The organism is Serratia sp. HRI, from assembly GCF_010119335.3.
Lineage (GTDB): Bacteria > Pseudomonadota > Gammaproteobacteria > Enterobacterales > Enterobacteriaceae > Serratia > Serratia nevei.
Genome location: NZ_CP083690.1, coordinates 5,205,465 through 5,227,892 on the forward strand (window position 1 = coordinate 5,205,465; position 22,428 = coordinate 5,227,892).

Here is a 22,428-nt window from a genome sequence, read left to right on the forward strand (position 1 = left end):
TTTTACTCACGCACAGAGGAAAATGTGATGAACCAGTATATTAAACGCACACAACGCGATTACTCTCTATCCTTTAAATTAGCCGTCGTCGAACAGGTCGAAAAAGGCGAAATGACTTGCCGTCAGGCCACAGACCGTTATGGTATCCAAGGCAACGTAACCGTCATGAACTGGCTGCGCAAATACGGTCAGCTTGACTGGCGAACCTCTCCTTCCACCCAAAAGTGCGGAGGCAACATGCCCAAACTCCCCCTGACGCCCGAACAGCATATTAAAGAACTTGAGCAGCAACTGGCTGAATCTGAAGTCAAAGCCCAGTTCTTCGAAGCTGTCGTCAAAGTGATGAACACCGACTTTGGCGCCACGCTGACAAAAAAGCAGCTAACCGCCTTATCGCGCAAACACAAGTACCGGGACTCACAGTAACGCGGGCCTGCCGATGGATGGGCATCAGCCGACAAGCGTGGTATCAGTCCCTGCAGCGTGAAGCAGGCAAAGAGGAGCAGGCACGGCATCTCGTCGAACAGGTGACGGCCATCCGCTTGCACCAGCCCCGACTGGGGACACGTAAGCTGCATCACCTGTTGCGGCAACGCCCCGAACCGGCGTTGCATGTGGGGCGCGACCGGCTGTTCAGTATCCTGCGTTGCGCGCGGTTACTGGTGATGCCTAAGCGGGCATATCACAAGACGACGCAGAGCCATCATCGTTTTTATCGTCATCCCAACCTGCTGAAGGCGGGGGACAATCAGGTCATCGCCAGCCGTCCGGAACAGGTATGGGTGGCGGATATCACCTACTTGCCGCTGAGAACGGGAACGGCGTATGTCAGCCTGGTAACGGATGCCTGGTCGAGAAAAATCGTGGGATATCATGTACATGACAGTCTGCATACCCGGCACTGCGCTGGTGCACCACTCGGACAGGGGTATCCAGTACTGCTCACAGGAATATCAGGCGTTACATCAGAGATATGGCATCACCTGCTCGATGACGGACGGGTATGACTGTTACCCGAATGCGCTGGCGGAACGGGTAAATGGGATACTTAAAACGGAATACCTGCTCGGCAGGCCAGAAGACATCGTACAGGCAAAAAAGATGGTCAGGGAGTCGGTGAACCTCTACAACGCACAGCGGCCGCACCTGTCGCTGAAATACAAAACGCCCGATGAGGTTCATCGGGCGTTATCCGGCTGAAAAGTGTCAACCTATATCAGGACTAGTCAGTTTGTCTGTTCGTCGTTTACTTTTTTTTGCCGCCCTTGGCGCCGGTTTTCAACAGCTGGCGGAGTTTCTTCAGCTCTTTCTGGCTCAGAGGCTGTTCAATTTCTTCTTCGGTGCTTTGGTTGTCGATCTCGCCATGGTGCAGCTCATCCGCCTTTTTGGCCGTTTTTTCTGCCTTGGCGGCGGGCGTACTGAAGCTGCTTTCCAGGCGCTGGCACACTTCCACGCTCAATGAAAATTCGTTTTCAGCGGCGGCAGCGCGGATTTTTTCCTTGAGTTCCAGAGGAATTTTAATGGTAAGTGTCGATATCTCGCTCATTTTGAAAGCCTTTCTGCAGGAAGATGCCTTCAAGCTAAGCCACTGGCGATCGGGTGTCTAGTGTGTAATAAAAATTTAATATTTTTGTAACAATAAAGAGCGGGGCAAATGCGGGGTTTTCAAGCGGGAAACAGAGACAGGGCCCGAAATCTCGGGCCCTGTACCGGAAACCTTATTTGTAGATGATCGCGGTGCCGCTCAACATGTTGTTACCGCCGGCGGAGATAATGCGGTAGCTGCTGGCGCCCTGAGCATCTGCTTTAGCGGCCAGTTTTTTCTCCAGGCTGCTGAGGGTCGTTGCGTGGCCGGCGGAAATGACGCCGGTCGCGGTCAGGCTATCGGCCTGCTGGCTGTTGATCGGCTCAGCGGCCAAAGTGGCGAAAGAGGTCAGTGCGATAGCGGCAGCGGCTGCAAAATATTTGATGGTTTTCATGGGTGACTCCAGTCTGTTTATTTAGGAAGGAAGCCATTCGCTTCCGATGGGCTGAATAATAAAGCATCTGCACAGATTGAAAATCTGATAATGCTGAGTAAGTCATTCAAAATATCTGATTAAAAATTTACGCATCTTTACGGCGTTTTACGCTGCGTGGTTTATCGCTGATGCGCTTTCGTTGACGCGCCATGACAAAGGTGAGAGGTAACATGACAGAGCGCCGGTGCGTGCTGCGGCTGGGATTTCTGGCCCCCGACATGTAGAATGCGGCGGTCAGTTTCGCGGGTGAGTCCCTGATTATGTCTATTTTAGAGAAGGTAGAAGAAATGAAGTCTGAAAATAACACTAATAACAATGACTTAAAATCATCTCCAATCGTTGTGGCGTTGGATTACGCCGATAAGAACGCTGCGCTGGCGTTCGCCGACCGTATCGATCCGCAAGACTGCCGGCTGAAAGTGGGCAAAGAAATGTTCACGCTGTTTGGGCCGCAGCTGGTGCGCGATCTGCATGGGCGTGGCTTCGACGTGTTTCTCGACCTGAAATTCCACGATATTCCCAATACCACCGCGCATGCGGTCGCGGCGGCGGCCGAGCTGGGCGTTTGGATGGTCAACGTCCACGCCAGCGGCGGCGCGCGCATGATGACCGCCGCTAAAGAAGCGCTGGCGTCATTCGGGGCGGATGCGCCGCTGCTGATTGCCGTGACGGTGCTCACCAGCATGGAAGCGGAAGATCTGCGCGGCATCGGCATCGAGGCCAGCCCGGCGGAACACGCCGAGCGCCTGGCGCGCCTGACCCGCGACTGCGGGCTGGACGGCGTGGTGTGTTCGGCACACGAAGCGCAGCGGCTGAAGGCGGCCTGCGGGCAGGCATTCCAGCTGGTTACGCCGGGGATCCGCCCTGAGGGCAGCGCGGCGGGCGATCAGCGCCGTATCATGACGCCGGTGCAGGCACAGGCCGCCGGCGTGGACTACATGGTGATTGGGCGTCCGATCACCCAATCTGCCGATCCGGCCGCGACGCTGCGCGCGATCCGCGCCTCTTTGGCCTGAGGAACCGCCAATGAATGACGATAACAGCCGCCTGGTGTATTCCACGGACACCGGCCGTATCAAGCAGGAAGAGGTTAAACCGCAACGCGCCAAGGGTGACGGCATCGTGCGCATCCAGCGTCAAACCAGCGGCCGCAAGGGGAAGGGCGTGTGCCTGATCGCAGGTATCGATCTGGATGACGCTGCGCTCGACAAACTGGCGGCCGAGCTGAAGAAGAAATGTGGCTGCGGCGGCTCGGTGAAAGACGGGATCATCGAAATACAGGGCGATAAACGCGATCTGCTCAAGCAGCTGCTGGAAGCCAAAGGCATGAAGGTCAAACTGGCGGGCGGTTGAGCTGAATCGCCATGCCGCGGTGCAATGCCGTGGCATGGCTTGAGGTTGTTGCTGCCGGGGGTTAGCCCGTTAACGGCAAAAGAACCATAGACTTAAAGTAAAACAGACCTGAAATCATCGTTATTCTGGTTAATACGTCAAAGCGCCGAGGCGCTTTTGCCAGCCTGTCGGCCGAGGACGCTCGGTCAGGTTATTTGCCAACCTGGTGACCGATAATGCCCCCCACCGCGGCCCCACCCAGCGTGCCCAACGCGCTGCCGTTGGTCAGCACTGCACCGCCGACTGCACCGGCACCGGCACCGATTGCGGTGTTGCGATCGCGTTTGGACATGTTGGAACAGGCGCTGAGTGAAAACGCCAGAGTCAGTGCCAGAGCGGTGGTGGCGAAACGTTTATTGATAATCATCATAATGACTTCTCCTTAGCATTGGCTATATGGAAGTGCCCTATAAGTATAGGCGTTAACCATAAATCAGGCCTGCCGTTGGTTCCCATACAGTATCGATATAAAAAATGGCATTTTTTGTTAAAAGCCGAATAATTAGCAAGTTAAGGCCCAAAAGTTGCCGAAACTGAGTATAGGTTTCTCGGGAAGGATAAACAGGTAAATAGTCTTAAAATCCCGCTGCGCAGGGGGAAAGGCGCGCGGTATGGCCCGCGCGGCGCGCTTGGTGCGGTGGCGGCCCGCGTTAGTCGTTGACCAACTCCACCTGTATGCCCTGGCGTTTCAGCTGATGCTGATACTCGAGCGCCAAACGCGAATCGGTGATCACCCGGCTGATCTGGCCCGGCTGCGCCAGCGGGTTGGGCTGGATCTGGCCGAATTTGCTGGAATCCGTCAGCACGATATTCTCCACGCCCTTGGCCAGCACCGCGCTGACCACGTCGGCACGCATCATGTCGCGGCCGGTAAAGCCGGTTTCGGCCTGAAAGCCGTCAATGCCGATAAACGCTTTGTTGAAATGCACCTGCTGAATGCACAGCCGCGTGAGCGGGCCGACCACGGTCTCGCTTTTCTTCTGATACATGCCGCCCAGCACAATCACATCGCAGTCGGTTTCTTTGAGCAGGTTGGCGATGTAGTGGCTGACGGTGATCAACGTAATGCGCTTGCGTTCGGCGATGTAGCGCGCCAGCAGGGCGTTGGCGCTGCCGCTCTCGATAAAGATCGTCTCGCCGTCGTTGACCTGAGCGGCGGCGTACTGCGCCAGCCGCTGCTTGAGCGTGAAGTTGGACATCATGCGGGCGTCGACGTCGTCGCTCTCCAGCGCCACGGCGGAGCCATGTACCCGCTTCAGATAGCTGCGCTTTTCCAGCAGGTTGAGATCTTGCCGGATGGTGACTTCCGAGACGCCCGAGGCGCGCGCCAGCTCATTGACGCTGATCCGCCGGCGATCGTTAACCAACTGCAATATGGTCTGTTGTCGTAAATTCATATCGGCCTGATGATGCGGCCGCCAAGGTGCGGCCGCTAAGAGTCAAAGGTTTAAAGAGTATGTTCTGTGCGCGCAATAATATCATCCTGCGCCTCAGGGGATAATGCGGTAAAGAAGGCGGAATAGCCAGCTACGCGAACCACCAAATCACGATATTGGTCAGGGTGTTGCTTCGCCGCCAGCAGCGTTTCGCGCGACACGATGTTGTACTGCACATGCCAGCCGCGATAGCTCTCGAAGAAGGTGCGCAACATCAGCATCAGCTTCTCCCGATCGCGCGGGTTGTCCAGCGTCGCCGGGTTCAGCTTTTGGTTGAGCAGCACGCCGCCGAGGATCGCCTCGGTCGGCAACTTGGCGAGCGAATTGAACACCGCCGTCGGCCCCAGGTGGTCGGTGCCGGACGCCGGGCTGGCGCCCTCCGCCAGCGGGGCGCCAGCCTTGCGTCCATCCGGTGTGGCGAAGGTGGCGGCGCCGAAGGGCACGTTGGCCGAAATCGACGAGGTGCCGGCGTAATAGCCGCCGCCGATCGGCCCGCGGCCGAAGCGGGTGTTGCGATACTGCTTCAGTTCTTCGATGTAGGTTTGGTAGGCGCGCACCAGCAGCCGATCGACCTCGTCCACATCGTTGCCGTATTTGGGCGCAGCGTTAAGCAGCCGCTGACGCAGCTGCTCGCCATCCAGCCCGGCGAAGTCTTCGGCCAGCGCCGTCGCCAGCTGCTGCTGGCCGATCGCCCCCTGGTCGAACACCAGTTTTCGCACCGCCGCGAGGCTGTTGCCCAGGTTGGCGATGCCGACCTGCAGGCCGGAAACCCAATCGTATTTGGCGCCGCCTTGCTTGATGCTTTTGCCGCGTTCAATGCAGTCATCCACCAGCGCGGAGCAGAGGATATCGTGGGCGTTCTCCTCCAGCACGCTGTCCACCACGCATTCGATCTCAATTGACTTGCGCGTGTAGTAACGGATTTGCCGATCCCACGCCGCCATCACCTGCTCGAAATCGGCGAAGTTTCCTTTGGACAGCGCCTGTTCCTGCGGCAGGAAAATCTGCCCGGAGGTGGCGTCGCGGCCCTGTTCCAGCGCCGCCAGCAGCACGCGGGCGAAGTTGATGAAGCTCATGCCGGTGCAGCGATAGCCCCATTTGCCGCCGACGGCGGTCTCGATACAGCCGATGGCGGCGTAGTCGTAAGCGTCCTGCGGTTCGACCCCCAGCTTGATGAACTCGGGAATGACGATTTCGTCGTTGTTGAACGCCGGCATGCCGAAGCCGCAGCGGATCACCTGCACGCAGGCGTCGAGGAAATCGGCGCTCATCCCGGCGTGGTAACGCACGCTGAGGTTGGGCTGGGTGGAGCGCAGGCGGCCGCAGGATTCGAGTATGGCGTAGGACAGCGGGTTGACCGCGTCGCACGGCCGGCCATCGACCAGTTTTTGCCCGCCGATGGTGACGTTCTGGTACAGCGGGCTGCCGGCGGAGGCCTTGGAGTGCGAGCCGGAGCGGATCTTGTTAACCTCCAGCAGCTTCAGCCAGCAGCTGTGCAGCAGCTCGATGGCGTTTTCCCGCGTCAGGTTTTGCTCCAGCTCCACGTCGCGCCGATACCAGGGATAGAGATACTGATCGAGGCGGCCAAAAGAAACCGAATGGCCGTTGGATTCGATCTGCAACGTCAGCTGGATGAAATAGCACAGCTGCAGCGCCTGCCAGAAGGTCTGCGGCGGGCGATGGGCGATCCGGTCGCAGTTGTCCGCGAGGGTCAGCAGCTCGGCGCGCCGCCAATCGCGGGCTTCGTTTTGCGCCATCTCGCGCGCCAGGCGGGCGAAGCGCAGGATGTGCCCGCTCAGCGCCGTCAGCACAATATCGATAGCGTTGAGAAACTGCGCCTTGTGCAGATCTTCCCACTCGGTCAGACGCAGGCGGCTGCGGCGCGCGTTCACTTTTTCACGCAGGCCATCGAGGCCTTGTTCCAGCAGCAGCGGGAAGTTGACCGCCAGATGGGCGTCGCCGGAGGTCATATTGCCCTCGGCCTTGATGATGCCGGTGGCCAGCAGCGCCTTCTGCTCGTCGGTAAACATGCCGTAGCAGCGATCTTGTACCGTTTGGCCGCGCCACCAGGGGCAAAGACGGTGCAAAATCGCCTTGTTCTCTTCGCTGACCGAGAAGCCGGCGCCCGGCCGGTCGGCCAACTGGTCTATTTCGTTTTCTATCCAGCCGACGGTGTATTCGGGAAAGATCGGCGCGGCGCGCAGCTCGCTGGCCTGGTTGCCGACGATCAGCTCGTCGTTGGCGATCCAGATGCTGCGTTTCGCCAGATGGTTGGCCAACGCCAGGGCGCGGCGAACAGGCAGCGGCTTGTCCTGATGCTGCTGATAGGCCTCGGTATAGTGCTGCGCGCGTTCGGTGCACACCGGCGGTTTGACGATGTGAATCAGCGTATTCTTATGCGCCTGGATACGGGCGCTCAGGGTAGTCAAATCCAACGTGGTCATGGTGTTATCCTCGCAAAATGGCGGTCAGGCCTTTGGCGCCGGCATAGTCTTCGGCGAAGGCCAGCAGGTCGGGTGCGTCCAGTGGCGTGCGGGCGGCACGGTAGGGTTCGCCGAGCAGGTGGTACTTGTTGATGCCGAGCGTGTGGTACGGCAGAAAGTGGATCTCCGACACGCCGATCTCGTCGGCGGCGAAGTCGACGATCGCACGGACAGAGCGGCGATCGGCGTTGAAATCGGGGATCAGCGGCACGCGTACGGTCATGTGCGTGCCGTGCGCCGCCAGCCGACGAAAATTGCTCATCACCCGGCGGGCGGAACCGCCGGTCCAGGCTCTGAAGCGCGCTTCGTCGGTGTGTTTGAGATCGGCCAGCAGCAGATCCAGCCACGGCAGCGAAGGGGCGATATAACGCCATGGGACGTGCAGACAGGATTCGACGGCGGTGTGGATGCCGGCCTCGCGGCCGCGCCGCAGCAGGTCCGCCGCGATGTCCGGCTGCATAAAGGGTTCGCCGCCGGACAGCGTTAAACCGCCGCCGCTGCGCAGGTAGAAAGGCTTATCCCGCATCACCTCGGCCATGATATCGTCGGGGTTGATCGGGCTGCCGCACAGGCTGAGCGCGCCGGTCGGGCAGGCGGCGGCCAGGGCGGCATAATCGTCTGCGCTAATCAGCTCGCGTTGCAGCGTCAGCGGCCCGTCGGTGCGCTGCAGCCCTTGCGGACAACGCTCGGCGCACAGTGTGCAGCCGCTCAGGCACAGGCGTTCGTCAAACAGCAGGTCTGCGTGGCGCGAGCGGCTTTCCGGGTTCTGACACCACCGGCAGCTCAGCGGGCAGCCTTTTAAAAAGACCACGCTGCGGATGCCCGGGCCGTCATGGGTCGAGTAGCGCTGCAGATTGAAGAGCATGAGTCACCCGTTTGGCGTTGCTGAATCTTTCGTCATTAAAGATGTTTCGAATGAAAGTTGAATTGACTCTGATCAAAAGTTAGCGCGGTTTTTGCCCTATGATGATCAGAGTTTGAATCCGCCCACAGAACATGACACAGGAGTCCGTGATGGAGCTTTATCTCGATACCGCCGATGTGACCGCGGTAAAACGCCTGGCGCGCATTCTGCCGCTGCACGGCGTCACCACCAACCCGAGCATCGTGGCGAAGGAAGGCAAGCCGATCTGGGAAGTGCTGCCCGCGCTGCGCGACGCCCTCGGCGGCACCGGCAAGCTGTTCGCGCAGGTGATGGCGGCCGATGCCGAGCGCATGGTGGCGGAGGCGGCGCTGCTCAGCCAGCGCGTACCGGGGCTGGTGGTGAAGATCCCGGCAACCGCCGAGGGGCTGGCAGCGATCAAGAAGCTTAAAACGATGTCCATCCCGACGCTGGGCACGGCGGTATACGGCGCCGGGCAGGGGCTGCTGGCGGCCTTGGCCGGGGCGGAATATGTGGCGCCTTACGTCAATCGGGTGGACGCGCAGGGGGGCGACGGTATCGAAATGGTGCACGAGCTGCAGCAGCTGCTGAGCCTGCACGCGCCGTCGGCGCAGGTGCTGGCCGCCAGCTTCAAAACGCCGCGCCAGGCGCTGGAGTGCCTGTTGGCGGGCTGCCAGGCCATCACGCTGCCGGTGGATGTCGCGGAGCAGTTCCTGAATGCGCCGGCAGTGCAGGCCGCAGTCGAGAAATTCGAACAGGATTGGCAGGGGGCGTTCGGCAGCAATTTGCTGGGGTGATAGCTGCCTGCCTCGTTTACGATCCTCCTCCCGATCGACAATTAATTTTAAGGGATGGCGCATAGGGCGTCATCCTCCTACCGTTTCGCAACGCTTCTCGTGTCAGCCGCCTCCCGTATAGCTTTATGCGTTGCAGTAGCATAAAGCAGTTGATTTTTGTCCTCTAAAGCCCATAATCCGCTCAAGGGAATTTTATTTACATTTATTTACATAATGTATGGTTGTGACTCAATAAATAACCATGCAATAACGGAGAGGAGCCAGGGATGCGCTCAGATAATGCTCGTGCTTTACTTTATTTTATCCGCTGTGGGCTGTCGGGATTATTGATCGGCGCTGTACCCCTGTTTTCCGCCTCTGCATCTACCAGTGAAGGGGTGGCATCCATTGATGCTCGCGAGCAGCAGCGCCAGCAGGAGCGCGAGCGCGCCCTGCAACAGCAAAATGCCCCACAGGCCGATGCGCGCCTTTCCCGCCCCGTGGCCGTGTTGCCGGATTACCCGGTCAATGAGTCCCCCTGCTTCACCATCAACCGGCTTACCCTGGTCGGGGAGTCGGCCGCTCGCTTTCAGTGGGCGCTGGACGCCGCTGCGGATGCCAAAGGCCGCTGCCTGGGCAGCCAGGGCATTGTGCTCATCATCAATAAGGTGCAAAACGTCATACTGGCCAAGGGCTATGTCACTACACGAGTGATGGCGCAGGAGCAGGACCTGACTACGGGAGTATTGACGCTGACGTTGCAACCGGGGCGTGTCGGTGAGACCCGCTTTGAGGAACCGGTCTCTTGGCGTGGGCGGTTGTGGAACGCTATTCCGGCCTCGCGCGGCGATATTCTCAACCTGCGCGATATCGAACAGGGGCTGGAGAACTTCAGGCGGGTGCCCAGCGTTAATGCCGACATTAAAATCGTACCCGGCGCCGAGGATGGCACCAGTGACCTGCAGGTCAACTGGCACGAGGGGCGCCCGGTGCGGCTCAGTCTGGGAGTGGACGACAGTGGCTCCAAAAGTACCGGACGCTATCTCGGTTCAGCCACCCTGGCTATCGATGCCCCGTTGGCGCAGAATGACCTATTCTACGCCAACATCGGCAAGGACATGTTCCAGCACGGGCCGTTCGGCAACCGTTCACATACGCTGAACTATTTCTTTCCGGTAGGGTATTGGGCTTTCTCGGCCAACTACAACGACTACACCTATCACCAGAACATCCCCAACGCCAACGAGGTGCTGCGCTACAGCGGCAAGAGCGACAACATTCAGTTGACCGTCTCCCGATTGCTGTACCGCGACCAGTCGCACAAGTTACACGCTTAACCTGCGCGGCTACCGCAAGCACTCGACTAACGCCGTGGACAACGTTGATATTGTGTCGCAAAAGCGCCGGACCGCCGGCTGGGAGCTGGGGCTGAATCAGCGCAGCTACTTCGGTACCACTACGCTGGATGCCAATATCAACTGGCGCCGCGGCACCGGCGCATTCCATGCCCTGCCTGCCCCGGAAGAATCGCGTCATGAAGGCAGCGCGCGTACCGGCATGTTGCTCGGTGACCTGGGTATCAATCAGCCATTTTCCTGGGGTGGGCAGCCCTGGCGGGTATACACCAGCGTACGGGGCCAGTGGAGCCCGAATGCGCTGACGCCGCAGGAGCGGATGGCCATTGCCGGGCGTTACACGGTGCGCGGTTTTGACGGCGAGCAGATGCTGTCCGGCGAAAAGGGCCTGCTGTGGCGCAATGAAATCGCCTGGAACGTGTTTTCTCGCGGGCATGAACTGTACCTGGCTGCCGATTACGGCCGAGTGGACGGCCCAAACACCCGTTACCTGGTGGGTCATCAGTTGGCGGGTAGTGCGCTCGGTGTGCGCGGCGCGCTGTGGGGGCGATTCAGCTATGACCTGTTTGCCGGCGTTCCGCTGTACAAGCCCGCAGGGTTCCATACCTCCGGTGCGACCGCGGGTTTTAGCGTAAATCTGGAAATCTGAACATCGCGATACCGGCAGCATTGCCGACACCGATCTAAACGGACTGACTTTTCTCACGGATGTGACCCATGAACAAACATTGTTATCGCCTTATTTTCAGCCGCACTCACGGGGAGTTGCGAGTGGTGTCCGAACTGGCCCGCAGCTGCAGCAGCGAACCGGGGCAGCGCATCGGTTCAGGGATAACGGCTGGACGTCGTCTGTGGGGCACCGTGCGTCGGCCAGTGTGGCTGCTTGGGCTGTTGATGTTCGCCGGCCCCGTCATGGCAGACGGCATTGTGGCGGACGGCGGTGCCAATCCTTCCCTGCGGCCGGAGATCATCAATACCCAGAACGGCTTGCCGCAGGTCAACATCACCGCCCCCAACCAGGCTGGGGTCTCACATAATCAGTATCAGCAGTTCGATGTCGACACCAAAGGCGCCATCCTCAACAACTCGGCGGTGATGACCTCGACCCAGATGGCCGGGATGATCCAGGGTAACCCTAACCTCAATCCCAATTCCGCGCCGGCGCGCGTCATCCTCAACGAAGTCAACAGCAACAATCCCAGCCAGTTGCGCGGTTTTATGGAAGTGGCCGGCGGCAAGGCGCAGGTGATTGTGGCCAACCCCGCCGGCATCGTCTGCAACGGCTGCGGCACCATCAACGCCGGGCGCATGACGCTGACCACCGGCAAACCGCAACTGAACGCCGATGGCAGCGTGGCGGGCTACCAGGTTGAGCGCGGCGTGGTGCGCATCGAGGGTGGCGGACTCAACGGGGATGCCCGTCATGATACCGAGTACGTCGACATTCTGGCCCGTGCGGTGGAAGTCAACGCCGGCGTCTGGGCCAAAGAAGGCGTGTCGGTGGTGGCCGGTCGTAACCGCGTGAGTGCGGGCGGTAAAACCGCGAAACCGCTTTCGGACGACGGCAGTACCAGACCAGAGCTTGCCATCGACATGGGGCAGATGGGCGGCATGTACAGCGGCAGTATCCGTATGATTGGCACCGAGGCCGGCGTCGGCGTGCGCAACCAGAACGGGCAGGTTCAGGCCGGCAAAACGCTCACCGTCAGCAGCGAAGGTAAGCTCAGTTGGCAGTCTGATGCGCCGGATGCGGCTACGCAGGCCGGCGGCGATATCCAACTGGCGGCAAAAGGTGACATTGAGACGCACGGGAAAGTGTATAGCGGTGGCCAACTGGCCGTGCAGAGTCGTGAGGGAATGTTAACGCAGTCCGGGACGCTGGCGGCGGCCGGGAATGTACAGCTGAACGCCACGCGCGGTATCCAGAGCAGCGGCCACCTGCTGGCGGGCAGTAATGCCGACAGCACCCTGGTCCAGGAAGCCAACCTGAAGCTTGATAGCCAGGGCGATATCCGCGCCAGTGGCAGTCTGCTCGCTAAAAAGAACGTCAACGCGACCGGGCACCGGGTGGATATCAGCGGCGCGCAGGTCGGAGCCGGCCGTACTGCGCTGACGGCACGTGAAGGCGGCGTGGCATTACGCCAGTCCACCGTTGATAGCGGTGAGCTGGCCGTGAGCACGAAGGGAAATGTGGATGCACAGCAGGCCAAAGTCAAGGCTGGGCGCTGGACGGTGGATGCCGACAACCTGTTCAACCAACAGGCCACTTGGTCACAAACCGATGACGGTGAGAGCCGCGTTACCCTAGCGGGCAAGTTGGACAACAGTGACGGTACCATCGAGGCGCAGAACCTCCGGCTTTCGGCCGGCCAGTTAGTCAATCAGCGAGGCCGCCTGGTGGCGCTGGGCGGCGCGGCGCAACACTGGCAGGTCGGCGGCCTGCTCGACAATGCCGGTGGGACGGTGGGCAGCAACGGCGATCTCCGCCTGGAAGCCGGCAGCCTCGATAATCAGAGCGGCACGGTAAAAACCCAGGCGGGGCTTACGCTCCATGCGGATGGCGCGGTGAATAATGCCGGGGGCAACCTGCTGGCCGGGAACGGCCTGACGTTTGAGGCGGGCAGCGAGCTGAATAACGCGTCCGGCACCCTGAGCGGTGATGACGTACGTCTGGTGGCGCAGCGGTTGGATAACATGCAGGGGCAGGTCATCGGTCAGGGCAATCTCGATCTGACATCCAGCCGCCTGGATAATCAACGCGGCCTCATTGGTGCCGGCAAGGCGCTGGATATCCATACCGGCGACTGGGACAACCGCGGCGGTACGGCGCAAGGCGAAACGGCCGTCACGGCAACGGCAACGACCCTCAACAACGACGGCGGCAAGCTGCTGTCAGGCCTGGCATCAACCCTGACGACCTCGGGTAATGCCAGCAACCGCGACGGCGAAATCAGCGCCGCGGTGCTGGCGGTGAAGTCTGACCGGCTCGACAATACGCAAGGCAAAGTGATTGGCCAAGAGCAGCTTGACCTGCATGCCCGCCACGGGTTGGACAATACGCAAGGGCTGCTGGGTGCCGGTGAGATGCTGACGGTGAGCAGTGAGGGCGAGCTGAACAATCATCACGGTACGGTGCAGGGAAATGGACAAACCACGGTGTCAGCGCGAGACATCCGCAACGAGGCCGGCATGTTGCTGGGCGGGCAGAGGCTGGAGCTGTCCAGCAAGGAAGCGCTGAACAACCACGAAGGGGAAATCAGCGGCGAGTCGCTCACACTGGCGGCGCAGCGCCTCGATAACGCTCAGGGTAAGGTGGTCGCCAAGCAGGATATGCGCCTGACGGCACAGCAAGCGCTAAACAACGCCGCTGGCTGGCTTGAAGCCGGCAATGCTCTATCCGTCCAGACAAGCGGCGGTTGGGATAACCGAGACGGCACCGCACAAGGCGGTCATCAGGTCACCGCCAGCGCGCAGTCGCTCGACAATACCGGCGGGCGGCTACAGTCCGGCGGAAGCCTGACACTGGATGCCGCAGGCAATATCCTCAACCGTTCCGGTAAACTGACCGCGCAGCAGGCCCTTGCCGTTAACGGCGGTGCAGCCAGCCTGTTCGATAATGACGGCGGTTCCCTGCAGAGCGGCGGCGACCTGTCTCTTCAGGGCGGGCAACTGACCAACCGCACCGCCGGTGTGGTGCTGGGCGGCCAGGCGCTGTCCCTGAACCTGACCGGCGGCTGGGACAACCAGGGCGGCACGGTTACCGGCAAGGGGCATACCGAGGTACGAGCTGCCAGTCTGCTCAATGCCCAGGGCACCATCAACGCGCTGGGCAGCCTGGACATGCAGTTCACCAGTAAACTGGATAACGGGCAGGGGCGGATTTTTAGTCAATCGTCTCAGGTACTGCAGGCGCAGGACATTTTCAACGCCCAGGGCTGGATGGGCAGTCAGGGCGGTTGGCAGGCGATCAGCGGTGGCTTTGACAACACAGCCGGCAGTGTGCAGAGCTTGCAGGGAGCACAACTTGCGGCGGACTGGCTGGGCAACGCTAAAGGCGTGGTGCAGTCGGCGGCGGATCTGGTACTGCGCGTCGCACAGGATATTGATAATCACAACGGCAAGGCCTCGGCGCAGGGGCAGCTTGCTGTTATGGGTGCCAAAGACGGCGAACGCGCCGGCGCCATCAATAACGCCGGCGGCGAGTGGCTGGCGGGCGAGGGGCTGACTATCGCCGCCCGTGCACTCGATAATACACAGGGTGGGTTGCTGTACAGCCACAAACAACAACGCCTTATGTTGAGCGATGCGCTGAACAACCGCGATGGGAAAGTGCAAAGTGGCGAGGCGCTTCAACTTGACGCACAAGCGCTGAATAACGCCGGCGGAACGATAGACGGTCAGCAGCAGGTGACACTGCGTATTCTTGGCTTGCTGGAAAATACCGGCGGCGCGGTGCGCGGCAATGGCGGCCAGCAGGTGTCGGCGGCCGGTATCAATAATACGCGCGGCGTATTCAGCAGCCGCGGCGGCATCACGGTGGCATCAAAGCAGCTGGACAACGCCGGCGGCACGCTCATCAGTCAGGGCTCGGGCATCTACCGACTCGACCGGCTTAACAATCAGCACGGCAAGGTGCACAGCGGCGACACACTCACGCTTGAGGGGGCGCAGGTCAACAATCAGGGTGGGCAACTGGTGTCGACTCAGGGCCTGACGCTCAAGGCCAAAGCGTTCGATAACAGCGGACAGGGCACGCTCAGCAGCCAGGCGGAACTGGATGTGCAGGCCGAGCGTCTGAACAATCGCGATGGCGGACTGATACTGGGCACCACACGCACCGATATCACCTCTCGTGATATCGACAATACCGCAGGCCGCCTGCAGAGTAGCGGCCAGATGACCCTCTCGGGGGTAACGCAGCTGGACAACCGCCAGGGGCGTCTCCTGGCCAACGGCAACCTCAATATCAATACTGACCGGTCACGGACCGACTCGCCGCTGGCGCTGCTCAACCAGGGCGGGCGAGTGGAGAGCGCCGGGCAACTTACCCTGCAGGCGCGTACCTTGGATAATCAGAACGGTACCCTGCTGGGGCTGCAGGCGCTGACGCTGTCCGCGCAGCAGGACTACACCCATCAGGCCGGCGAAACGATCAGCAGTAACGGTACGGTGACGTTCTCCCTGAGCGGCGCCTTTACCAATCTGGCGGACTGGTTGCTGCCCGGCAATCTGGCGCTCAATGCGGCCAGCATCACCAATCCGGCCATCTTGGTGGGTAAAACGCTGCAGCTGACGACAGGGGCACTGCAAAACACCGGGCGTATTGAAGCGGACAGCATGACGCTGAACGTGGATACCCTGGACAACGCCGCGGCGCTGATGGGGGATGACATCACCGTGCGCGGGCGTGTCATCGACAACCACGGTGCGCCTGCGGTGATGGCGGCGACCCACAGCCTGACGGTGCAGGCCGGTGAACGCTTGGGCAACCGGGAGGGGGCGCTGATTTACAGCGCCGACCGTCTGCATCTTCACAGCGATGACCTGATTGAGAACCGGGCGAGCTTTATCGAAGCGGATGGTGACGCTACCGTTGAGGCCCGTCGCCTGAACAACCTGCGTGAAGGGCTGGTGATTGAGCGTGACGCCGAGAAAAGCGACTACAAATGGCACCGCTACAACTACTACTGGCGCTCCTACGGTTCAAAGGTCAACCCTGACAAAAGCACCCTGGCGCCGACCACCCAACAGCTGACCTTCCAGGATGATTCGGCGGCGCAAACCTACCGCTACGGTACCCTGCTGGCCATTGATGCGGCGGGCAAACGCGCGCAGGTACGGGTCAAGGACAATAAAGGGCAAATGACCGACCTGTGGGTCAATTACCTGGCGCTCAAGCCGAATGCCGATGGCAGCTATGCGATGACGTTCTACGAGACGCGGGGGGGAAATCAGCTGGCGACTATCCCGACGCCGTACCAAAACGGCTTCCACTGGGAGCACGACTGGACGCAGGTGATGACCTGGGATCCCGAAAAGCATGTCGACATCGACAGCGCGCCATTCATCACCGATTACAACAACTTCCGCGAGCGAACCGAAAGCGGCACGCTGACGCGCGACAGGCTGGTCTCTGAAGGTATCGGCGCGCGTATTCTGGCGGGCGGCAACATGGTGCTGCGCATCACGGGAGCATTGCTCAATGACGCCAGCGTCATTACCGCCAACGGCAACCTGACGCAGGACGGCGGCGGCAGCGTAGACAACCGCGGTTACTCGGTTAACGAACGGCGCCAGGCGGCGATCGTTGACCACTATGACAAGGACACGCATCACTGGTACCCGACGTTCAATCGAGACGAGACCACGGCGCTGGCGACCGTTGATGGGATTATCTCCGGCAACGGCACGGTCACCATTAACGGGGCCCGTATCACCAATACCACGGTCAATCAGGCACAAATCAGTCAACTGGATGCGGCATTGAAGGCGGTAGATGCCGAACGCGCCGAGCTTGAACGCAATCCGCTGGCCTTCACGGTAGAGGGGGCTGCCCGACCTGACGGCGATACGACGCTGGCACAGGGCGAACAGATGACGCAACCCGGCGCCACGCCGTCCTCGCCGCTGGGGCGCCCGCTGCTGCCGTCTGAGCTGGCGCTGACGCAGTTACAGCATCTGGGCAATGTGGCCACCACCATCCCCAATAACGGCTTGTTTAGTCAACATACGGCGATCGGCAGCCCGTTCCTGGTGGTGACCGACGAGCGTTTTACCCGCCGCGACAACTTTATCAGCAGCGACTACATGCTCGAACGCGTAGGGTATGACCCCGCGCAGGCCCATAAGCGCCTGGGCGACGGCTTTTACGAGCAGCGTCTGGTGCGCGAGCAGGTGCTGGCGCTGACCGGCAAACCGTCCGTCAAGGGCTGGGATGCGATAGAGCAGTATCAGCAACTGATGAACAACGGCAGCAAAGTCGCCCAGGACTTCCATCTGGTGCCGGGCGTGGCCCTGACGCCGGAGCAAATTGCGGCGCTGCAACAGGATATCGTCTGGCTGGTGAGCGAGACGGTGCAAACGGAAGGCGGCCCGCAAACGGTGTGGGTGCCGAAGGTGTACCTGGCACAGACCACGCTGCGCCTGACCGGCGATGGCGCGGTGATTGGCGGTGGCGACCTGCAGCTCTCGGCAAACAGCATCACCAATGCCAGCAACCTGTTTGCCGACAAAGCCCTGACGGTCGACGCCGGGCAGTTCCTGCATCAGGGCGGCGACATCAAAGCCGGCAGCATCGACGTGCAGGCCGACAGTCTGACCCTGAGCACTAACCTGCAGGACGCACTGCGCCAGGCGACGATGAGCGCCGGCGACATTCGCCTGCGCGGCACCGATATCACGCTCACGGGGGCGAAGCTTGATGCGACCGATACGCTCAACCTGAGCGCGCGCAACGACCTGACCATCACCGCCGCGCAAAGCCGCCATACCGCCGACCTTGAGATTATCTCGGGCTCTATGGGCAACCGCACCCGCGGCGGCACGGAAGCGGCAGGCTCCCGGATGGCGCACGTCAGCGGCGAATGGCAGCAGGCTCAGGGGAGTGAACTTAACGCCGGCGGCAACCTTAATCTTTCGGCCGGGCGAGACGTCACGTTCACGGGCAGCCAGACCAGCGCCGCCGGCAGCACCCGCGTGCAGGCCGGCGGCGATATCAACATCGGGGCCGAAAGCACCACCAATACCACACACCTGGACGCCAACAGCCGAACGTCATCCGTCAGCAACGACCGCCAGGAAGAGCGGCTGACATTAAGCACGCTCGGCGGCGACCAGGGTGTTACCCTGGTGGCGGGCAACCGCCTGTTGGCCGAAGGCGCGCAAATTGACAGCAAAGAGGGGCGTATTGGCGTCAGTGCACAGGACGTGACCATTAAAGACGCGCGCAGCCGCACGCAAGACCAGGACAGCGAAAACAAACGCGAGGGCAAAACAAGCAGCCATCGCGAAGAGCAGACCGAACGTGAAATCAGCACCGGCAGCACTTTCAGCGCGCGCGACGGCGTGACAGTGATCGGGCGTGAAGGTGACGTTACGGTCACCGGCAGTACCCTGAGCAGTGACCAGGGTGCCATCGCCCTGCAGGCGAAAAAGGATGTGGTCCTTAACCACACCACCGACAGCGAACATCGCGTCTCCAGCGAAGAGAGCCGCGGCCGGAAAACCAAGGGTGAGCGCGCCGAAGAAGTCCTGCGGGAAAATGTGGTGGGCAGCACCCTCAGCGGGCGTGACGGCGTTACTGTGGTGGCGCAGGACGGCAGCATCACCGCCACGGCCAGCGCCCTGCACAGCGAACAGGGTGCCGTTGCCCTGCAGGCGAAGCAGGATGTCACCCTCAATACCGCCACCGAACGCGAGTCGACCTTCAGTGAAGAGCGGTCACAGAAAAAGGGCTTCCTGAAAAAAAGCAGCAGCCACAGTATCGCCAACGATGCGACCACCCGCGAGAAAGGCAGCCTGCTCAGCGGCGACAGCATCAGCGTCAACGCCGGCAATGACCTGACGGTCTCCGGCTCGGCCATTGCCGCCGACCGGGACGTGAACCTGCAGGCCGGAAATAACGTCGATATCGGTGCGGCCACCGAGACCGACACGCACTACCGGTTGGAAGAGAAGAAAAAGAGCGGCCTGCTGGGCAGCGGTGGTATTGGGTTCACCATTGGCAAACAGTCGAGCAAACACGAAATCGACGAAAAAGGCCGGACCCAGAGCCAGAGCGTCAGCACCGTCGGCAGCAGCCAGGGCAGCGTCAACATCACGGCGGGCAACCAGCTGCACATTGGCGGCGCCGACCTGGTGGCGGGCAAGGACCTGGCGTTGACCGGCGACAGCGTGACTATCGACCCCGGCTACGATCAGCGCACGCGCAAAGAAACCTTCGAGCAGAAGCAGAGCGGCCTGAGCGTGGCGTTGTCGGGCGCCGTGGGCGGCGCGCTCAACACCGCCGTCAGCTCGGCGCAACAGGCAAGAAAGGAAGGCGACGGACGCCTGAACGCGCTGCAAAACACCAAAGCCGCGCTGTCCGGCGTGCAGGCCGCCCAGGCCTGGGAGCGGGACAATGCGCTAACCGCCTCGGCGGAGGCAAAAAACGCCGCTGCCGGTTTACAGCCAGGAGACGAAGGTGCGGCGCAGGGCGCCACCAATACGGTGGGTATCAGCGCCTCTTACGGCAGTCAGTCGTCGAAAAGCGAAACCCGCACCGACAGCCGACAGTCGCAGGGCAGCACGCTCACCGCCGGGCAAAACCTGTCGATAACGGCGACCGGCAAGAACCACAATGCGCAAAGCGGCGATATCACCATCACCGGCAGCCAGTTGAAGGCGGGCAAAGACCTGTCGCTCGATGCAGCGCGGGACAATACCCTGCAGTCGGTGCAGAACAGCGAAAGCACCGTCGGCAAGAACAGCAGCAAAGGCGGCAACGTCGGCGTCGGTATCGGCGCCGGTTCGGGCGGGTATGGCATCAGCGTCTCGGCTGGCGTCAATGCCGGCAAGGGACATGAGAACGGCAACGGCCTGACCCATACCGAAACCACCCTGGATGCGGGCAGTAATCTCAAGGTGACCAGCGGCCGCGACACCACACTTACCGGCGCGCAGGCCAGCGGCGAAAAGGTTACCGTCGACGTGGGTCGTGACCTGACGCTGCAAAGCCAGCAGGACAGCGACCGCTATGATGCCAAACAGCAAAATGTCAGCGCGGGCGGCAGTTTCACCTTCGGCTCGATGACCGGCTCAGCCAACGTAAGCGCCAGCAAGGACAAGCTGCACAGCAACTTCGACTCGGTAAAAGAGCAGACCGGGCTGTTTGCCGGCAAGGGCGGGTATGACGTCAAGGTCAAAGAACACACCCAACTCGACGGCGCTGTGATTGCAAGCCAAGCTGACAAGGAGAAAAACCGCCTCGATACCGGCACGCTGGGCTGGACGGACATCCACAACCAGGCGGACTACAGCGCAACACACAGCGGCGGCAGCTTCAGCACCGGCGGGCCGGTGGGCAAAGACCTGCTGACCAACATGGCCGGCGGCATGCTGTCGGGCGCCAACAACAGCGGGCATGCCGAGGGCACGACGAAGGCCGGGGTTAGCGAAGGGACGCTGATAGTTCGCGACAAAGACAAACAGCAGCAGGATGTGGCGCAGCTGAACCGGGATACCGAGCATGCCAACGACGGCAGCATCAGTCCGATATTCAACAAGGAGAAGGAGCAGAACCGGCTGAAGCAGGCGCAGTTGATTGGGGAGATTGGCGGCCAGGCGATGGACGTCATCCGCACGCAGGGAGATATCGCCGGGCTGAAGGCGCAGAAAGACCCGGCGGCGCTGGCGCAGGCCCGGGAGCAGCTTGAGAAGAGCGGCAAACCGACGAACGATGCGGCGGTGATGCAGCGGGCGTACGACAACGCGATGCGGCAATACGGCACCGGCAGCGACCTGCAGAAGGCGGCGCAGGCGGTAACGGGGGCGTTGACGGCGCTGGCGGGCAACAACCTGGCGGGTGCGCTGGCAAGCGGTGCCTCGCCGTACCTGGCGACGGAAATCAAGAAACGGGTCGGTGAAAACAATATCGCCGCCAATGCGATGGCGCACGCAGTGCTGGGCGCGGTGACCGCGCAGCTGAATAACCAGTCGGCCGCGGCAGGGGGACTGGGCGCGGGTGGCGGGGAGCTGGCGGCGCGCTACATTGCCGGTCAGCTGTTCCCGGGCAAGACGGCGGAGCAGCTGAGCGAAAGCGAGAGACAACAGGTGAGCACGCTCAGCCAGCTGGCTGCAGGGCTTGCAGGCGGGCTGGCGACGGGCGATACTGCGGGAACGGTAACTGGCGGTCAGGCTGGCAAGAATGCGGTTGAGAATAACTACCTGAATCAGTCTCAGTCTATTGCTTTTGATAAAGAGCTGTCAGATTGTCGGAAATCAGGTGGCGACTGCCAAGCAGTTATAGATAAGTGGAAACAAATTAGCGATAAGCAAAGTGCAGAAACCGATCAGAAGTTGAAAGATAATCCACTGGAGGCCGTAGTTATTGACAAAGAGCTGGCTCAAGGTGGCATTGAGATGACAGAACGGCCCGGTTGGTTAGGTAGAATTCCTGGCGTGGATGTGATGACCAGTGAGGAAGCCAAAGCCTATGTCCAGCAGTGGAATAGCCAGGATCTGGCAAATATTGATGTAAACAGCCCTGGTTGGATGAGTTTTGCATCATACGCATCAAATCCTGAGAACCAAGCAGCTTTAACATCTCTGGGTGTACTGGGTAAGGATTTAATTGCGATAGCAAAAAACAGCCTAACAACTAAATCTTTATTTAAAGAAATGACAATTCAGGGTATTAAATTTACACCTGAAAATGTTGTTGGTGCTGCAAAGGATAATAGTGGGAAAATTATCTTCCTTGAGAAAGGGAATTCAAAATCGGGGTTGCAACATATAGTAGAAGAGCATGGTGACCAATTTGCACAAATTGGCGTGTCAGAAGCACGTATTCCCGATGTCGTAATGAAGGCTGTTACTGATGGTAAAATTGTTGGTTATCAGGGTGCTGGAGCTGGGCGTCCAATTTACGAAACCATGATCGACGGTAAGAAATATAATATTGCTGTTACTGTGGGGAGTAATGGATACGTAGTAGGAGCTAACTTGCGAGGGTCAGTAAAATGAAAGAAATAAAGTTAATGGCTGATTATCATTGCTATCCATTATGGGGAACGACTCCAGATGATTTTGGGGATATATCTCCCGACGAGTTACCAATATCTTTGGGGTTAAAAAATAGCCTTGAGGCTTGGGCAAAACGATATGATGCCATACTTAATACAGATGATCCGGCATTGTCTGGTTTTAAAAGTGTGGAAGAGGAAAAGCTATTTATTGATGACGGTTATAAATTAGCTGAGCTTCTTCAAGAAGAACTGGGAAGTGCATACAAAGTTATATATCACGCTGATTACTAAACCCTATTCAACTGTGGGACAGGATATGTTTTGTAAAGAGTCGAGCACCGGCCAATAGATCGGGGTTG

11 protein-coding genes and 2 pseudogenes are annotated in these 22,428 nt (G+C 60.1%); 7 read left to right on the forward strand and 6 right to left on the reverse strand.

Going from position 1 to position 22,428, the window contains the following annotated elements:
* The first annotated feature begins 27 nt into the window (after positions 1-27).
* Positions 28-1,226 (forward strand): annotated as a pseudogene (locus GF111_RS24970) (IS3 family transposase).
* Between the two features lie 20 nt (positions 1,227-1,246).
* Here GF111_RS24970 and GF111_RS24975 read toward each other — a convergent pair.
* Positions 1,247-1,546, reverse strand: a complete 300-nt coding sequence (locus GF111_RS24975) for an Arc family DNA-binding protein (protein WP_047730569.1) — start codon at positions 1,544-1,546, stop codon at positions 1,247-1,249.
* Positions 1,547-1,718: 172 nt separating this feature from the next.
* Positions 1,719-1,979: a YdgH/BhsA/McbA-like domain containing protein gene (locus GF111_RS24980; protein ID WP_038876230.1), complete on the reverse strand. Its 261-nt coding sequence runs from the start codon at positions 1,977-1,979 to the stop codon at positions 1,719-1,721.
* A gap of 329 nt (positions 1,980-2,308) precedes the next feature.
* Between GF111_RS24980 and pyrF the strand changes: the two genes are divergently transcribed.
* Together pyrF and yciH are read left to right on the forward strand one after the other, a co-directional pair.
* Complete coding sequence (gene pyrF, locus GF111_RS24985; protein ID WP_028127463.1) at positions 2,309-3,037, forward strand: orotidine-5'-phosphate decarboxylase; 729 nt, start codon at positions 2,309-2,311, stop codon at positions 3,035-3,037.
* 10 nt (positions 3,038-3,047) lie between these two features.
* Positions 3,048-3,374, forward strand: coding sequence for a stress response translation initiation inhibitor YciH (gene yciH / locus GF111_RS24990; protein ID WP_038876234.1), 327 nt, complete (start codon positions 3,048-3,050; stop codon positions 3,372-3,374).
* Positions 3,375-3,564: 190 nt separating this feature from the next.
* Here the strand turns inward: yciH and osmB are convergent, their stop codons facing one another.
* The 4 genes from osmB to GF111_RS25010 form a co-directional block, all read right to left on the reverse strand.
* Complete coding sequence (gene osmB / locus GF111_RS24995; protein WP_060435422.1) at positions 3,565-3,783, reverse strand: osmotically-inducible lipoprotein OsmB; 219 nt, start codon at positions 3,781-3,783, stop codon at positions 3,565-3,567.
* Positions 3,784-4,063: 280 nt separating this feature from the next.
* Positions 4,064-4,810: a DNA-binding transcriptional regulator YciT gene (locus GF111_RS25000; protein WP_038876236.1), complete on the reverse strand. Its 747-nt coding sequence runs from the start codon at positions 4,808-4,810 to the stop codon at positions 4,064-4,066.
* A 50-nt stretch (positions 4,811-4,860) separates the two neighbouring features.
* Complete coding sequence (locus tag GF111_RS25005; RefSeq protein ID WP_110612398.1) at positions 4,861-7,293, reverse strand: formate C-acetyltransferase/glycerol dehydratase family glycyl radical enzyme; 2,433 nt, start codon at positions 7,291-7,293, stop codon at positions 4,861-4,863.
* A gap of 4 nt (positions 7,294-7,297) precedes the next feature.
* On the reverse strand, positions 7,298-8,197 hold the full coding sequence (locus GF111_RS25010; RefSeq protein WP_055313664.1) for a glycyl-radical enzyme activating protein: 900 nt from the start codon (positions 8,195-8,197) through the stop codon (positions 7,298-7,300).
* Between the two features lie 149 nt (positions 8,198-8,346).
* Here GF111_RS25010 and fsa point away from each other — a divergent pair, with 149 nt between their 5' ends.
* The 4 genes and pseudogenes from fsa (at position 8,347) to GF111_RS25030 (ending at position 22,360) form a co-directional block, all read left to right on the forward strand.
* The gene (gene fsa / locus GF111_RS25015; protein WP_055313663.1) at positions 8,347-9,012 is read left to right on the forward strand and encodes a fructose-6-phosphate aldolase; all 666 of its coding nucleotides are present in this window, start codon (positions 8,347-8,349) and stop codon (positions 9,010-9,012) included.
* 266 nt (positions 9,013-9,278) lie between these two features.
* Positions 9,279-10,995: pseudogene (locus GF111_RS25020) on the forward strand (ShlB/FhaC/HecB family hemolysin secretion/activation protein).
* A 68-nt stretch (positions 10,996-11,063) separates the two neighbouring features.
* On the forward strand, positions 11,064-22,067 hold the full coding sequence (locus GF111_RS25025; RefSeq protein ID WP_224217772.1) for a hemagglutinin repeat-containing protein: 11,004 nt from the start codon (positions 11,064-11,066) through the stop codon (positions 22,065-22,067).
* Positions 22,064-22,360 carry a hypothetical protein gene (locus tag GF111_RS25030; RefSeq protein ID WP_057524199.1) on the forward strand — a complete coding sequence of 99 codons (297 nt, stop codon included), beginning with the start codon at positions 22,064-22,066 and terminating at the stop codon, positions 22,358-22,360. Before GF111_RS25025 ends, GF111_RS25030 begins: the two co-directional genes overlap by 4 nt.
* Positions 22,361-22,428 lie beyond the last annotated feature (68 nt).

Bases quoted from the DNA above. Each gene is read 5' to 3' on its own strand.
- GF111_RS24975 (WP_047730569.1), bottom strand. From the start codon at position 1,546: ATGAGCGAGATATCGACACTTACCATTAAAATTCCTCTGGAACTCAAG.
- GF111_RS24980 (WP_038876230.1), bottom strand. From the start codon at position 1,979: ATGAAAACCATCAAATATTTTGCAGCCGCTGCCGCTATCGCACTGACC.
- pyrF (WP_028127463.1), top strand. From the start codon at position 2,309: ATGAAGTCTGAAAATAACACTAATAACAATGACTTAAAATCATCTCCA.
- yciH (WP_038876234.1), top strand. From the start codon at position 3,048: ATGAATGACGATAACAGCCGCCTGGTGTATTCCACGGACACCGGCCGT.
- osmB (WP_060435422.1), bottom strand. From the start codon at position 3,783: ATGATGATTATCAATAAACGTTTCGCCACCACCGCTCTGGCACTGACT.
- GF111_RS25000 (WP_038876236.1), bottom strand. From the start codon at position 4,810: ATGAATTTACGACAACAGACCATATTGCAGTTGGTTAACGATCGCCGG.
- GF111_RS25005 (WP_110612398.1), bottom strand. From the start codon at position 7,293: ATGACCACGTTGGATTTGACTACCCTGAGCGCCCGTATCCAGGCGCAT.
- GF111_RS25010 (WP_055313664.1), bottom strand. From the start codon at position 8,197: ATGCTCTTCAATCTGCAGCGCTACTCGACCCATGACGGCCCGGGCATC.
- fsa (WP_055313663.1), top strand. From the start codon at position 8,347: ATGGAGCTTTATCTCGATACCGCCGATGTGACCGCGGTAAAACGCCTG.
- GF111_RS25025 (WP_224217772.1), top strand. From the start codon at position 11,064: ATGAACAAACATTGTTATCGCCTTATTTTCAGCCGCACTCACGGGGAG.
- GF111_RS25030 (WP_057524199.1), top strand. From the start codon at position 22,064: ATGAAAGAAATAAAGTTAATGGCTGATTATCATTGCTATCCATTATGG.